Here is a 16,218-nt window from a genome sequence, read left to right on the forward strand (position 1 = left end):
TGATTGCACAGCACATTCAAGCCTTGGTAAGGCACTAAGACTGGTTGAGTAACCAAGTAAGGATGGCTTTACGCGAGGTAGGTGTCGCCTGCTGATACCAATATCCCATCATCTGCAAAGGCTGACTCTGAGTGGTTGGCATCACTCCACTACCGTCACGATGCGCAAACGCCCAATCCGCAAAAGCTCGACGGTCGGCGTCACTCGCTTGCTGATACCAATAGACCACCATCTCTTGTGGTTTCTCTTTCGTGTCTTTCACTGGGGTTGTCTGACTAGCGGATACAGTGGACTGGCTTTGTTGACCCAATACTCGCGAAGCCTCATCCTTGGCCGCTATAAAGTAAGCATTGGGAATCGATAATTGCACCCGATTTCCTCCTCCAGCACTATTCAAAGTATACGTAACTTGTGGTTCCGACCAAGTCGTGGCAGTGTCTGAGGATAACGCGAATGATACATATTGCGTCGTCACACAGTGCTCTGTGCACGTTTCGGACGTTATTTGAGTATTTTCAAGCGGCAGCGTCTCGCCATTGATGGTAACGGTTTCATACTCTTGATAATTCTTAAAATACGAGATCTCAGTCATCAATTTGGAAGGAGCCACGTCGGGGCCTGCTGACTTATCAACGGGATAATTCGCCACATAATTCGCACTTGCTTTAACGACATTCGCCCCAGACAAGACCTGAATGTCTGGCGTGATCGATTTCGTCACCACCTGCACATAGTGGCGACGCTCTTTCACTGAACTAGCAACATCATCAAACTGGCTCGACGAATCAAAGCTAGTGCAACCGACAATAAGTAGACAACTCGATACGGTCACAAGACGGAAAGTTGCTTTCATACAGCCCCCTTACAGGAAGTTAAAAAAGCCGGCCATCCTGGCCGGCAAAAAAAAATAGAAAGGCAAAGTGTTACTGTTAAAAGTTATATTCGATACCCAGACGGGCAAACGCTTTTTTGTCCTCTAGATTGCCCGCATCGTGTTGACCAATACGAAGATAAGGCAAGAAACCATTCTTCGAGTACATTAGCTGACCGGCAATAACTGAATCACTATCATCGACATCGGCATTGTTATCTAAGTCAGAATCGCCATTCGCAGCATAACCTAAGCGGTAACCCCACGGACCATTCCAGTACTCACCGACCACTGAGATTTGATCTTGCTCCGCCTCAGTCCCCTTGTTAGCGCCCGCGGTGTTGTACACGCCATCGTTATATTTATACGCGGCAGATACCTTAAATCCACCTGGGAGTGGAATTTCAACCCCAGCTAAATAGGCTTTGGTATCAATATCACCCTCATAATTTGAGTTATATTCGTACCCACCATGAAGAGTAAATGCGTCCGCTAACGTATAGTGCGCAGCGGCCCCAAAGTGGTTTGAGCCTTTGACATCTTTATCGCCGCGCCCCACTGACACGTCAAAACTAAAGCCATTTAAATCGGGTGAGTCATAACGCGCGATATCGCCTTTACGATCATAATGCGACTTCGTGTCCGCCCCCCAGTCAAAGACGCGGCCTAACCCTGGGTTCGAATAGGGCCAATCGACTACTTCATACATTGGCGTCAACATACGACCAAAACGCACTTGGCCCCAACCCCCTTTCATACCAATGAAAGTATCACGATTACCCAATGTCGCGCCTGTTCCATCTTCACCGACATACCCTGACTCGATTTGCATGAAGATATAAACGTCGTCATTGAACGCTTTACCGGCTCGAACCCCGACGCGAGATTCGTTCTCATAATCGTAGCCATTCCCATCTTCTTGGTTGAAGGCTGAAATAGCCGCAACACCATAAAGGTCGACATTGTAGTCAGTCAAAACACCAACCATACCTTCGTGGTCGGCGGCCATTGCGCCAGTTGATCCTAATGCAACCACTGCACTAATAAGCGAACGCTTAAAAATCTTATTCATGAAAGACTCCTGCTATCTGCAAGATACTGGCTTTGCCTCGTTGATTTATTAAGTTTTGTCGAGTGCAAAACCGATTTGAAAGCTGAGAAATATATTTCAGCTTTCCCCCGCTGCTTACACATTTCGTGTAACCACATCCTCAGACTAATTACGCAGAGAAAAATATCAATCACGACTTAATTTTTAATACGAATAATATGACATAGAGCATGTTTTTGACCGTTTTATGACATAGATCTTATTCATAAAAAACAAAAAGTGGTTTATAAACAATTATTTATACATTTATTTAGGAATGACAGCTTCCGGAGAAGCGTATTTTAATGTCAATAAAATGAAATAAAAATCATAGAGTACGAACACGACATCACGTCAAAAACGGCAAAAGTCGCCAATCTTATTTTTCTTACAAAATTAACGAGCAGAGAATGGATAGATGAGGGTATTTTTTTACGTAAAATACATTTTATTATCGTCAAAAACGGCAAAAAAATGCATGGAATTTGGGAGTTATGTAATTTTATTATGAAAAATAACCACGGCTACAACTGTGTTTACGTCATCGGAACTCCCCCGCGACAACGCCTTGTCTCGCGATCGAGGGCTTTTTACATCGCCGCACAACGATCGCTGTTGCATATTAAGCCGTACTCGCTGTTATAGAAAAACTGATGCGCATCAAAAGTTAGGTTGACCTGTCATTCAATCAACAGATTCGCGTGATAGATTAGTCAATGAAGCGTTAAGCTCACCCCATAGTGCAATATACCGCCACGCCATGGCGAAAAAGGATCCCGGCATCAATGAAAGGACTACGTTGGTTTTTACCTCTTATCATTCTCGGTCTTGGCTATCTGGGCTATACCGCCATCGCGGCAACAGAGTCCGCTCCCCAAGAAAATGCTGCGTCCCCACCACCACCGATTGTTGAAACACGCGTTGTTCACCCTACCCAACACCAAGTGGTTTTACGGGCGCACGGTGAGGTCATCCCTGTAGAGACCACACAGCTTTCTGCTCAAGTGTCCGGTGAAGTCGTCGCTTGGCATCCAAACTTTGTTGCTGGCGGCATTGTTAAACGTGGTGATGTGCTGTTTTCCATTGAGCCTGAGAACTATCAAGCCGCGGTACTAAATGCCGAAGCCGACCTTGCCAGTGCAAGAGCGGCCTTGATAGAAGAACAAGCCCAGGCCGCGGTGGCAAAACGTCAAGCAAAAAGCCTTCCTCCCTCACAAGTCACCGATCTTTACTTACGCAAGCCACAAGTCCTCAGTGCAAAAGCCCGCGTAAAATCAGCACAAGCAGCGTTAAAACGTGCACAACGCGACTTAGACAACTGCCAAGTGACTGCCCCTTACGATGCACTCGTCGTGTCGCGAGACGTCGGGGTTGGGCAGTACATCAACGCAGGAAGCCCGGTGGGGGTCCTTAATAGTATCGAGGCGGCGGAAGTGCATTTGCCTATTGCTGGCTTCGACACCCTCTTTCTCCCCACACCCTTAGCGGGGATCGAGGTTCAGCTTACTCGCAACGGCAGCGAACCGGCCCAACGCCAAGCGCGACTAGTGCGCGATCTCGGCATCGTAGAGCAAAGTACGCGCATGATGCGGGTAGTGGTGCGCCTTGATGATCCTTACGGCATCCAGTCGGCTAAACCTGCCCTACCTTTTGGTAGTTATATCGAGGCGACGTTCAAAGGGGCAACGTTGGAGAACGTCTTTAAGCTGCCGCAGTCCTTGATAAACAATCGTCAAGTTTGGGTAGTCAACCAAGCGGGAAAACTCACCCCGCGTACGCTACGCGTGGTGAGAACGGAGGGCCAGTATATCTACGCTGACCAAGGCTTAAGCGATGATGACCAAGTGGTTACCACGCTGCCTGAATTCCCCGAGCCTGGCATGACGGTTCGCGTCGCATCGCAGGTATCGCCGGAGGGTGAACATGAATAATGTTGACACGCCATCGCGTGGGCTCATTGCCTATTTTGCCCACAATCCGGTTGCGGCAAACCTGATCATGGTGTTTGTACTCATCATGGGGGTTGCCAGTTACTTTTTCATTCAGCGACAGATGTTCCCTAACATCGAAATCAACTATATCCATATCACAGCGGACTATCCTGGGGCGTCTCCACAGGAGGTCGAAGAAAGTATTCTGGTTAAAGTCGAAGAGGCGATTAAAGATGTCACCGGGATCGAATCGGTGGTTTCAACCGCGCGGCGCGGATTTGGTCAAGTCGAAATCGAAGTGGATGTTGGGGAAGATCTCAATCTCGTCCTGGATCGCGTAAAACAAGAGGTCGACGCTCTGTCTAACCTCCCCGCGTCGATGGAGCCGCTTAATGTCGCGCAAGTGGAGTTTCGCCAAACCGTTATTCAGATGGCAGTGGTAGGCAATAAGCCACTCACTGAGCTTAAACGCGCAGCACAGGACATTGAAGACGAACTCCTCCAACTCAAGGACGTCACCTTGGTGGAGCTCAGTGCCCCTACCTACGAAATTGCCATCGAAGTGGCCCCCCGTATTCTGCGCAAGTATAACCTCACGCTTAATCAGGTGAGTGACGCCATTGCCCGCTACTCCGCCAATTTCTCTGCCGGGGAGGTACGCACCGACAGCGGCATGATTGCAATTCGGGTCGAGAATCAACGCTACCGCGGTGATGAATTTCGCCAGATCCCAATCAAAATTGGCCCCAACGGCAGTCGATTATTGCTACAGGATATTGCCACCATTAAAGACGGCTTTACAGAGGGCGAACGCTATTTTAAATACTCAGGGCAAAACGCGATTTTTCTCTCGGTGAACGCCACGGCGTCGGAAAACATGGTCACTGTCGCCGACGCTGTCAAAGGTTACATCAGTGAAAAGAACGCGACATTGCCCGCCGGGCTGGCGCTCAAATCGGTGGTCGATATGACACACTACCTCAATGCCCGCCTTGATATGATGCTGAAAAACTTATTACAAGGGGCGGTACTGGTTGCGTTACTGCTGACACTATTCTTGCGCTTTAAACTTGCCCTCTGGGTGCTTATCGGTTTACCCGTATGCTTTCTTGGCGCGGTCATGTTAATGCCAGTGATTGGGGTCAGCATTAACATCGTTTCACTATTTGCGTTCATTATGGTGTTGGGGATTGTCGTCGATGACGCGATCGTTATCGGCGAAAGTGTTTATACCGAAGTGGAGCACAAGGGTGGCGGTGTCAATAACGTTGTCGCCGGGGCGCAGCGTGTTGCCACCCCCGCCACTTTTGGCGTGCTCACCACCATTGCCGTCTTTGCCCCTTTTATTATGTCGAGCGGCCCTGAACGCGCCTTTTTCTTTGGCATCGCGTCAATCGTGATCTTGTGTCTGATCTTTAGCTTGGTAGAGTCGAAGCTTATTTTGCCCGCTCACTTGGCGCACACCCACTTTTCCACGCCCAAATCAAATAGCTTTCGCCAGCGTTTTAATCGGCAATTCCATCGCTTTGTCAATGGGCCATACCGCCGCGCCGTCACCTTCGCCGTGCATTGGCGCTGGTCGGCTTTCGCATTATTTGGTGCCTTATTAGCTATCAGTGTTTCATTGGTGGTTGCCAGCCACGTGCGTATGGTGCCGACGCCCAAAGTCCCGCATGATTTTCCCAATATTCGTCTTGAGATGAACAATAACGCCTCCAGTGAGCAAACCATTGCCGCACTCAAAGCCATTGAAAGTATGGTCTACCGGGTCGATAACGCCACAGAAGCCGAAACGGGCCAAGCCATGGTGCAAGACACACTCGTATTTAATGAAGGGCGAACCTCGGGACAACTGGTGATCCCTTTAGTCGATGATACATTGCGCCCCTTTACCACCTTCGAATTGTCACGGCGCTGGCGCGAGGCGATGCCGGAGATCCCAGGGGTTAAAAAACTCACCATTCAAGATGACGTGAATGGTGGAGAGCAAGGTGATGAGTTTGGCTTCCTCCTTTTTGGGCCCAATATCGACACACTCAATGCGGCCGGACGTGCTTTAATGTCGCGCCTTAACCAGCAAACGGGCCTTTTTGATGTGTCCTCATCCATCGATTCCGGCAGCCAGGAAGTGCTTATTTCCCTCACGCCCGTGGCTCATGATCTAGGACTGGATCTCACCACCATTGCACAGCAAGTCGGTGGGAGTTTCTATGGCGGGGAAGCGCAGCGCCTGATCCGTGACGGTGAAGAAATAAGAGTCATGGTGCGTTATCCCAAATTAACCCGGGAGGCCTTTTCATCCTTACGTTATGCGGTGATCACCACCCCAACCGGTCAACAAGTTATGTTGGGCGATGTGGTTAAACTTGAACAGCAACCTGGGGTGAGTAGCCTGCGCCGTGAAGCTGGATTTAGAACGGTTTATGTCTATGGGGCGATTGATGAAGAGTTAGTGGAACCCAATCAAGTAGTGGAGACCATTCAGCAATCGGTGATACCTGAGGTATTGGCCGATTATCCGGAGGTTACCAGTGAACTCAGTGGTTCGATTGAAGAACAACAAGCCCAGCAAGATGAACAAAAGCTTTTCTTTGTTGCCGGGATGATTGTGGTCTATGCGTTGTTAGCCGTGCCCTTAAAAAGCTACACACAACCACTGATTATCATGTCTGTGATCCCTTTTAGCTTAACGGGGGCTATTTGGGGGCATTATTGGTTTGATATTGATTTAAGTATGATGTCGACCTTTGGTTTGATTGCCGCCGCAGGCGTGGTAGTCAACGATGCGCTGGTGATGACGGATTATATTAATCGAGCGCGCAACGCGGGTGTTGCGATCAAACAAGCAGTGATCGACGCAGGCTGTGCCCGTTTTCGGGCAATCACACTGACCTCTATCACCACCTTTGCGGGGGTACTCCCCATTATGTTTGAAACCAGCCTGCAAGCGCGTTTTGTGATCCCAATGGCTGTTGCTCTTGGCTTTGCGGTGATGTTTGCCACCTTGCTAACGCTGTTTTTGGTGCCGTGTTTATATCTGATGTTGCAAGATATTGGCCAACTGCTGCGTCGGCTAACTCCCGGCGTATCGTCCTCACAATCAGAGCCTAACGCGCAGTAAAAGCAGTACCGAGCGCGGTGCCTTGTGCGCCATGTTGGTCCAGCTGGTTAGCAATGGCGGTCATCGCTAACCAGCGGTTCTCGCACCATGAAGGGGCCAGTAACGTCGGTGGACGCGCGCTCGCAGACACGCGATGATATACCACCTCAGGGGGCGTTCGCTGGATCATCATAGTGGCGCTATCGACGTAGGCGTCTAATGTGATTTCGCTTTGACGCCCCGCCCGCCACGCTTTCGCCATGGTACTCCCCTCAACAATATGCAGCGGATGCAATTTGATGCCATCGGTGCCTGTGCTCACCACACGGTCAATCGTTGTTTGATGATCGGTGATGCCCTCTCCGGGCAGGCCAACAATCAAATGCGTGCATACTTTGATACCGAGCGCACGGGCTTGTTGAGTGATCCGCTCGTACACCGCCACATCATGGCCACGGTTAATGCGCTTTAACGTTTTATCATGGCCGGTTTGCAAACCCAGCTCTAACCAGACTTCAAACCCTTGTTGACGATAGTCCGCCAACAGCGTCAACACCTGCTCAGGCACACAATCTGGCCGAGTACCGACACATAACCCGACCATGTTTTCACGCGCGAGTGCTTGCTGGTACAAAGCCTTTAATCGCGCGACTTCACCATAAGTACTGGTATAGGCTTGAAAATACGCCAGATAACGACGTGCTCGGTCTACCTCTTTCGAGCGCAGGCGCAGTTGATCGCTAACGGTTTGGTGCTGCGCGGTTTCATCGGAAAATGAGGCGACATTGCAAAAGGTACAGCCGCCCCGTCCGAGCGTGCCATCACGATTGGGGCAACTAAAACCACCATGTAGCGTCAGCTTATGGACACGTTCACCATAACGGTGTTTTAAGTCTTGGCCTAGTGTATTAACAAGTTGATGCAGCTCCATGACGCCTCAGCGGTAAAAGACAAAGGCGGGATTTTAACAACTGTTGTCGAGGAGATATTGGTGCGGATCAAGCAAGGGCAAGCTTTCTCTAAAACAACAAACCCGCCTTAGCGGCGGGCTTAATCGTTGGCGCGTGCGCCTATTAGGCTTTGGCTTTCTTCTTGCGCTTATCAGTGACTTCCCACTGACCATCCACAAAGAAGGCTGACCAACCCGTTGGTTTACCGTTTTCTTCGCTGCGCACGTAATTCTCTTTAGTTTTACGCGCAAAACGAACCACAGTAGGACGCCCATCGGGATCTTCCTGCGGGGCATCGGCAAGGTATTTGAACTTGTCCGAAATGCGCTCTTTGAAGCGATGAAGCTCTTCCACCAGCGGTGCGCGTGTCTCGCGGGATTTGGGGAAGTTGCTCGCGGCCATAAACAAGCCTGAAGCGCCATCGCGTAGCACAAAGTAGGCGTCTGAATTTTCACATGGCAGTTCTGGAAAGTGCACCGGATCCTCTTTCGGTGGCGCCACGTCACCATTTTTGAGGATCTTACGCGTGTTCTTACACTCGTCATTGGTGCACCCCATGTATTTACCGAACCGGCCATTTTTCAGCACCATGTCGCTACCACATTTGTCGCACTCCACCACTGGGCCATCATAGCCTTTCGGCTTAAACTCACCTTTTTCAACCACGTAGCCTTCACAGCTCGGGTTATTACCACACACATGCAGCTTGCGATGCTGATCAATGAGGTAAGAGTCCATCGCCGTTTCACAAATCGGACAACGCTTCATCGCCCGAAGATCAGCGGTCTCAACGTCCTCTTCGAGCACATTAACAATGCCATCTTCATCCATCAGATTGATGGTGGTTTTACACCGCTCTTTCGGGGGTAATGCGTAACCCGAACAGCCGAGGAACACCCCAGTCGAAGCGGTACGAATCCCCATTTTACGCCCACAGGATGGACAGTCGATATCTGTCATCACCATGTTATTGGGCTTCATACCACCTTCGTCTTCATCCTGCTCGGCTTGTTCAAGCTCTGCGGTGAAATCCGCAAAGAAGTCGTCAAGGACCCCTTTCCAGTCAGCTTGACCTTCCGCGATTTTATCCAGTGATGCTTCCATGCGAGCGGTAAAGTCATAGTCCATCAAATCGGCAAAGCTTTGGTTGAGGCGGTCTGTGACAATCTCGCCCATTTTCTCAGCATAGAAGCGACGATTTTCGACCCGCACATAACCACGATCTTGAATGGTGGAAATAATAGACGCATACGTCGATGGACGACCAATGCCCGCTTTTTCCAACTCTTTGACCAAGGCCGCTTCGGTATAACGGGCGGGTGGCTTAGTAAAGTGCTGTTTGGGATCAAGCTTGTCGAGTGTCAGTGATTCACCGACTTCAACCGCTGGCAAGGTTTGATCTTCGTTTTTACCAGAAGGACGCTGTACCCGCGTCCAACCGTCAAAGCGCAGCGTACGGCCTTTGGCTCTCAAGGTGTAATCGCCCGCATCGACCGTCAAAGTGGTCGAATCGTATTTTGCCGGCACCATTTGGCAGGCCACAAACTGGCGCCAAATCAAGTCGTACAGACGATGCGCATCGGGGTCCATACCCTGCAAATCATCGGCCTTAACCCCTACGTCAGAAGGCCGGATCGCTTCGTGCGCTTCTTGTGCGTTGGCTTTAGCCCCGTAGACATTGGCCGACTCAGGTAAATATTTCTCACCGTATTCGCTGGCAATGTGGCCACGAGCCGCGTCGACCGCCTCTTTACTGAGGTTGGTCGAGTCGGTACGCATGTAAGTGATATAACCGGCTTCGTACAAACGTTGCGCCAGCATCATAGTTTTCTTCACCCCAAAGCCCAGGCGCGTACTTGCCGCCTGTTGCAATGTTGAGGTGATATAAGGCGCTGATGGTTTGCTGGTTGACGGGCGATCTTCGCGATCACGCACCACAAAACTAGCGTGCTCAAGCGCCGATACCGCCGCCATCGCTTCATCTTTGTTCTTCGGCTTAAAGGCCTTGCCGTTTTGCTGCGCCACGAGCAAACGCAGTGCTTGCTCTTTCGGTGTGAGCGTGTCGGCATGCACATCCCAAAACTCTTCGGGAATAAAGGCCTTTATTTGATGCTCTCGCTCAACAAGCAGCTTGACTGCGACCGACTGCACACGACCGGCCGATAGGCCACGCGCCACTTTCTTCCATAGCAGCGGCGAGACCATAAAGCCCACCACACGGTCTAGGAAACGACGCGCTTGCTGCGCATTAACACCGTCAATATTGACGTCACCCGGCGCTTCAAACGCTTGCGTAATCGCATTTTTGGTGATCTCATTAAAGACCACGCGCTTAAAGCGATCGTTGTCACCACCGATAAGTTCGCGCAAGTGCCAAGCAATGGCCTCCCCTTCGCGGTCCAAATCCGTTGCGAGATAAACGTGATCCGCTTTTTCCGCTAGCTGCTTGAGTTCGGCAACCACTTTCTCCTTACCCGGCAGGACTTGGTATTTCGCTTGCCAGCCATTGTAAGGATCAACGCCCATCTTATTGATGAGCGCCTTCTGTTCTTTTTCTTTTTTAATTCGCGCTTTTTCTTCGGCGCTGAGCCCTTTCGTGGACACAGGTGCGGCTTTTTTACCGCCTTGCGTCGCTCCAGTTGGCAAGTCACGAACATGCCCGACACTCGACTTCACCACGAAGTCTTTGCCGAGATATTTGTTGATCGTTTTCGCCTTTGCTGGGGACTCCACGATGACGAGAGATTTGCCCATAATGACCTAATTGACGCCCTTTGCGCTAAAACTGTCGAAAATTCGTTGCGTTGCACTTCCATGCGGAGTGCCGCTATCTGTTTACAATATTGAGCGAGTCTAGCCGAATATCAACTAAATTCGCAGCAAAACACGCTGATTGCTCGTCCCTTCCACAATTGTTACGCAATTGTGATGGTGATATCTCGATTATTCTTCATGCCGATTTCCGGCAAAAACGCGCTAATCATTACCATTGCCGCACGCAAAATAGCTAAGTGGATGCGGTAATCTTTGGCTTGGCTCACACTATTATCACTATTTCACTAATTATCGTGCGTCTGTTGCCGCTATTTCTCTCCGTTGTCTAACGTCTAGCGCCAACAGACAGCACACGGGATATGAATTAAACCAACGGACGCTGACCACGACTGATCCATTTTAGCAACACGCGATCGGCCACTTCCGCGGATGCGCCAGCCAGTTTTTCCGCAATGTTTTTCCGCTGCTGGTACGACACCGACAGCACTTTTCGTTCGTTATTCGCCGCCTGGAATAAATACTCGTCGCTGGTACAGACCTGGTCAATCAATCCTCGCTCCAATGCTTGGTTACCAAACCAGTGCTCACCGGTGGCAACATCATCGACATTGAGAGACGGGCGGTATTCGCTGATAAACGCTTTGAACAGACCATGGGTTTCTTCCAGCTCCGTTTTGAACTTCTCGCGTGCTTTGTCAGTGTTTTCACCAAACATGGTTAGCGTGCGCTTGAATTCACCGGCGGTCAGCTGCTCAAATTCAATATCGTTTTTCTTTAGCAACTTGTTAAAGTTAGGTAGTTGGGCAATCACCCCAATCGAGCCAATAATCGCAAACGGCGCTGCAATCAACTTATCCGCGACGCATGCCATCATATAACCGCCGCTCGCCGCCACTTTATCGACCGCCACGGTTAAGGGCACCCCTGCTTGACGGAAGCGTGCCAGCTGAGACGCTGCTAGGCCGTAGCCATGCACCATACCGCCACCACTCTCGACGTTGACCAAGACTTCGTCCTGTTCGGTTGCTACCGACAAAATCGCCGTCACCTCTTCGCGTAACGCCTCCACTTCGCGGGCATCAATGCTGCCTTTAAAGTGGATCACGAACAGTTGTGGATCTCGTTGAGCCGATGATTCGCTCTGCATTTTGGCTGCGGCTTTTTGCGCCTTTTCTTCCTTTTTCTTGGCTTTTTTCTCGTCTTTCTCTCGCGCTTTTAACGACGACTCATTGTACAAATGCTGCTCTAACGATTGACGATAGTTTTTAAACCGCTCAGTCAAGTCAGTGAGCTTCAGGCTACCTTTTTGCCCCCCTTTGTCGCTCGCGGCGCGCACTAAAGCGACCAACACAAATGCCGCCAATAAGAAAGTGACGACTTTGGCCAGAAAAAGCCCATAATCCGCAATGAAATCCAATGTTGTATCCTCTTTTTTATCGCTACGTTGGCAATGCCGTTAACCGTACATCACGCACTTGGTTGTCACACTTTACCTGCAACCTTACAATAATCTACGTTTAACAATAAATAAGGATTTATATCGTGGACTACCAAGTAAGCTCAAACGCGCTTGAAGGGCGTGTGATTTTGGTGACCGGTGCAGGCGCTGGCATTGGCCGCCAAGCCGCACTTAGCTATGCAGAGAAAGGGGCCACTGTCATCCTTCTCGGTCGCACCGTGAAAAAACTTGAAGCAGTATACGATGAAATTGATGCCATGGGCGCGCCACAGCCAGCGATTATCCCATTGGATATGCTGGGTGCCACGCGTCAGCATTATTTGGATATGGCAGACACCATTGAACAACAGTTCGGGCGCTTAGACGGCGTGTTGCACAACGCTGGCCTTCTCGGTGTGCTTAGCCCATTCGATCAAATTGATGAAAAGTCACATGACGATGTGATGCAAGTGAATGTCAAAGCGACCATGCTGATGACACAAGCCCTGTTGCCATTGTTGAAAAAGTCTGATGATGCCCGCGTGGTGTTTACCACATCGACTGTCGGCCACCAAGGGCGTGCTTATTGGGGCAGCTATGCGATTTCTAAGTTCGCGACCGAAGGCATGATGCAAGTACTGGCAGATGAAATGTCTGATACCAAGGTACGTGTCAACGCCATCAACCCAGGCGGTACCCGCACCAGTATGCGCGCGAGCGCGTTCCCAGGGGAAGATCCAGAAACACTGAAAACACCATTGGATATTATGCCACTCTACCTGTATCTGATGGCACCAGAAGGTATTGGTGAGCACGGACAATGTATCGATGCGCAACCTAAGCGCTAAGCACAGCGCCCCCATGGTTGGGGGCGCTCGTTTTAGCTCACCGATTTAAAAATCGATGCTGAGTTTAGCTTTGATATTGCGTTCGTCCCCATACCAACAGTTCAATTCATCAAAACAGCTGTAAGTGGTTTTATCGAACAAGTTTGTTGCAGATAGGGACAGTTTTGCGCCTGATAGCGACGATGACGCTTGCGAAAGATCGTAACTAATCGCAGTATCAAACACGGTATAGTCGGGCACCGTAAAGGTATTGGTGGCGTTACCCTGTGACTCACCCACATAACGTGCGCCCACACTCACGCGTGTCCCCGCACTGATCTGGTGATTCAGCCACGCACTGGCAGTCTGCTCTGGCACCCAAACTGGCGTCTTGCCCTCTAGGTTAGGGTCATCCGTGATCTCCATATCAATATAGCCATAAGTTAAGGCCACATCCGTCTCTACACTAAGTGCATGATTAAATTCGACCTCTATGCCACGAGAGCGGATTTCACCGGTTTGAATTTTCGCGTATGAGTCGTTGGGATCATTCACCAGCGCGTCTTGCTTTTTAAGCTCGAACAACGCCAAATTCAGCCCCGTGCTGCCGTCTAGCGACAAGTACTTGAGGCCGGTTTCCCATTGTTTGCCGGTGGAAGGGTCAAACACATTACCCCGATTATCCATATCGGTTGGTTCAAAGCTTTCTGAGTAACTCAGATAAGGGGAAATGCCGTTGTCAAACTGGTACATCGCACCGGCACGGAATGCCAGATTATAGTGACGAATGTTTTTCTCTGACGTACTCGGTGAGCCCGCATACAGTGTGTGCTGGTCATCTTTTAACTCGTACTCGTCGTAACGCGCGCCAGCGAGCAACACCCATTGGTTCCACAAAATCTGATCTTGGGCATAGAGGCCGGTCTGCGTTACCGAGATGTCATGCTGATCTTGGTAGATAAAGTCCAGAGAATCAGGGTCAACCTGGTTGTTGTCGGGGTCGAATATATCAATATCCGGCACCACATTCGCCAACGTATCGTCATAGTCAACGTCGGAAGACATATCTTGATAATCAATACCGAATAAGGTGTAGTGCTGTGCCGACCCCCAGTTCAAATCACCAGAAAGCTGCGTATCCACCACCCAAGCCGCCATTGTCTCATCGGTTAGGTAAGCGTTTCGCGGATAGTGGCGGCCGTCATCGCTTTTTTGGTGATACATGTTTTTTTGCAACAAATCAGCATCTGTGTAGCGTGCCGAGTGCAGCAACGACCAATTTGATGAGAGCTGGTGCTGCACCTTGTAACCCAGCATCAGAAACTCACGATCATAAGTATTCCAGTTGTTGTCACCGGAAAAGCTGTCGCTAGAAAGGCTGCCTTGGTCACTGTGCAATACCGAGCCTTTGGCCGGCAAAGAGGTATAAATCCCCGCTGCCGGATCCGCTTGGTAATAAAGGTTAATGTTCACCAAGGTATCTGGCGACACCCGCCAATCTAACGATGGAGCGACGACATAGCGCTCTTCTTCTGAATCGCCCGCTTGGCCATCTTTTTGTCGTGCCAGCGCCACCATCCGGTACGCCAATGGGGTGTCAGAAATCGCACCGGTACTGTCGACAGACACTTCACGCAGCGCATCAGAGTCGGTGCTCATCGTCACACGGTGCGCCGCCTCTTGTTGCGGCGTCTTGGCGATCATATTCACCATCCCACCCGGTGGAATATTCCCGTATAACACCGACGTCGGGCCTTTGAACACTTCCACTTGTTCAATCGCAATCGGATCGATTTGAGGCTGTAAATTCCAGGTGTTGTAAGGTACCGCTAGGCCATCAAAAAAGTTCTGATAGTTGATAAAACCACGAATATTAAAGAGATCAAGTCGCGTGACGGCCCCACCCCGCAGCTCAGTATTTACACCAGGCGTATAACGCACCACTTCACTCAATGAACTGGCTTGGCGCTGCTCGATGGCCTCCCGGTCGATGACGGTGACCGCTTGAGGCGTTTCTTCTGGTGCCAGTACTGTTTTAGTCGCCGTATTGCGGTAGGTGTCGCCTAAGACTTGTATGGTTTCCATCTCGGCGTGTTGCGACTCGGCATAAGCTGATGGCAGCATCAAGCTCCCCATGACCGCCATTGCTAACGGGGACAGTCGCCATCCACCAACCTGCTGCATGCGTGCACAACCCATATCCATGATGTTTTCCTCTCAATGCAAATTAAACGTAAAACGGAATCATTCGCATTTTAAAGAGGTACAAAATGAATACTGTTCATTTTGGTGCATGATGGCGACACTCGAGCGGGATCCAATACGTCATTTCTGCCGTTTCACGCTGTGGTTGATAACCCGACGGATAGACTTCAAGCTCAACCCCGTCAGTGCATCGATAGCCTGAGGCTGGCAACCAATGATAAATAAAGGTATGCAAAGTATTAGGTAGCTCAGTCACTGGCCCTAAATGTGTAATCACCGCATAGGTCGACTCAGGCACCGTCCATTTAGTCAAAGAAGCCGCCGGTAAGGTGTCGCCTTGTTGACCCGCCAAATACGGTAACGGCGTTTGAAGCGTATCGGCGCTGGCGACATCAATCGCACCAATGCTTGGCTGGCTGGCGTCAATAAATCCCGCCTCGTACGCATCACGCCACAGCTTAGGCACCACGTCCGTAAAATCGGGCTCAGGTGCGAACAAGCCTAATATCGGCGATGTCTGCCCCACCAAGGTGATCGATGATCGCGTTTGAATATGCACTGACAGCCATGAGGGTTTTGGGGTTGCCAGTGTGGTGACATGCAGTGGCATTCGGATGCCATCCATCACCCCTCGGCGACGATAGGTCCGAGGGCTCACTCCGAACTGCTGACGAAATGCGCGGGAAAAATTCGCCTCTGAGGTAAACCCAAACGACAGCGCAATATCAATCACTCTATCGGGTCGAGAGAGCAACTGTTTCGCAGCATAGCTAAGTCTCAGTTCACGCACGTAGTGCGCCACACTCACGCCCGTTTGTTCCGAGAACACGCGCTGCAATTGCCAGCGAGACCAGCAGCTATGGGCGGCCAACTCACTGACAGAAAGCGGTTGGTCAAGGTTTGCGTGAATAAAGTCTAGAACCCGCTCTATGCGATCAAAGCGTGCGGTTTGCTCTGGTGCTAATGCCGTTGTCATCACATCCGTTTGTCGACAAGTTTATAAATAAACCCAAAACTAACACAAACAATAA

At 50.3% G+C, this 16,218-nt stretch carries 11 protein-coding genes; 3 read left to right on the forward strand and 8 right to left on the reverse strand.

From position 1 onward, the window contains the following. Positions 1–34: 34 nt before the first annotated feature. Complete coding sequence (locus BGL48_RS10490) at positions 35–853, reverse strand: DUF2057 family protein (protein ID WP_069362596.1); 819 nt, start codon at positions 851–853, stop codon at positions 35–37. Between the two features lie 76 nt (positions 854–929). Next, the gene (locus BGL48_RS10495; RefSeq protein ID WP_069362597.1) at positions 930–1,943 is read right to left on the reverse strand and encodes a porin; all 1,014 of its coding nucleotides are present in this window, start codon (positions 1,941–1,943) and stop codon (positions 930–932) included. Between the two features lie 803 nt (positions 1,944–2,746). Between BGL48_RS10495 and BGL48_RS10500 the strand changes: the two genes are divergently transcribed. Both BGL48_RS10500 and BGL48_RS10505 read left to right on the forward strand, forming a co-directional pair. Beyond that, a complete protein-coding gene (locus BGL48_RS10500; protein ID WP_069362598.1) occupies positions 2,747–3,892 on the forward strand; it encodes an efflux RND transporter periplasmic adaptor subunit in 1,146 nt (381 codons plus the stop codon). Further along, the gene (locus BGL48_RS10505; RefSeq protein WP_069362599.1) at positions 3,885–7,013 is read left to right on the forward strand and encodes an efflux RND transporter permease subunit; all 3,129 of its coding nucleotides are present in this window, start codon (positions 3,885–3,887) and stop codon (positions 7,011–7,013) included. The genes BGL48_RS10500 and BGL48_RS10505 overlap by 8 nt, the downstream gene beginning before the upstream one ends. On the opposite strand, the gene BGL48_RS10510 is transcribed toward BGL48_RS10505, so the two are convergent. The 4 genes from BGL48_RS10510 to sohB form a co-directional block, all read right to left on the reverse strand. After that, positions 7,000–7,923 carry a TIGR01212 family radical SAM protein gene (locus tag BGL48_RS10510; protein WP_069362600.1) on the reverse strand — a complete coding sequence of 308 codons (924 nt, stop codon included), beginning with the start codon at positions 7,921–7,923 and terminating at the stop codon, positions 7,000–7,002. The genes BGL48_RS10505 and BGL48_RS10510 overlap by 14 nt on opposite strands. 142 nt (positions 7,924–8,065) lie before the next feature. Further along, positions 8,066–10,696: a type I DNA topoisomerase gene (gene topA / locus BGL48_RS10515; RefSeq protein WP_069362601.1), complete on the reverse strand. Its 2,631-nt coding sequence runs from the start codon at positions 10,694–10,696 to the stop codon at positions 8,066–8,068. A gap of 161 nt (positions 10,697–10,857) precedes the next feature. Beyond that, positions 10,858–10,983: a hypothetical protein gene (locus BGL48_RS16495; RefSeq protein WP_255377389.1), complete on the reverse strand. Its 126-nt coding sequence runs from the start codon at positions 10,981–10,983 to the stop codon at positions 10,858–10,860. Positions 10,984–11,081: 98 nt separating this feature from the next. Further along, the gene (sohB, locus tag BGL48_RS10520; RefSeq protein WP_069362602.1) at positions 11,082–12,134 is read right to left on the reverse strand and encodes a protease SohB; all 1,053 of its coding nucleotides are present in this window, start codon (positions 12,132–12,134) and stop codon (positions 11,082–11,084) included. Between the two features lie 125 nt (positions 12,135–12,259). Here sohB and BGL48_RS10525 point away from each other — a divergent pair, with 125 nt between their 5' ends. Next, complete coding sequence (locus BGL48_RS10525) at positions 12,260–13,003, forward strand: YciK family oxidoreductase (RefSeq protein ID WP_069362603.1); 744 nt, start codon at positions 12,260–12,262, stop codon at positions 13,001–13,003. 45 nt (positions 13,004–13,048) lie between these two features. Here the strand turns inward: BGL48_RS10525 and BGL48_RS10530 are convergent, their stop codons facing one another. Continuing rightward, on the reverse strand, positions 13,049–15,187 hold the full coding sequence (locus BGL48_RS10530) for a TonB-dependent siderophore receptor (protein WP_255377390.1): 2,139 nt from the start codon (positions 15,185–15,187) through the stop codon (positions 13,049–13,051). Between the two features lie 76 nt (positions 15,188–15,263). Beyond that, the gene (locus tag BGL48_RS10535; protein WP_069362604.1) at positions 15,264–16,163 is read right to left on the reverse strand and encodes a helix-turn-helix domain-containing protein; all 900 of its coding nucleotides are present in this window, start codon (positions 16,161–16,163) and stop codon (positions 15,264–15,266) included. Positions 16,164–16,218: the final 55 nt, after the last annotated feature.

The organism is Salinivibrio sp. SS3 (assembly GCF_001722105.1).
In the GTDB taxonomy this organism is placed as follows: Bacteria; Pseudomonadota; Gammaproteobacteria; order Enterobacterales; family Vibrionaceae; genus Salinivibrio; species Salinivibrio kushneri.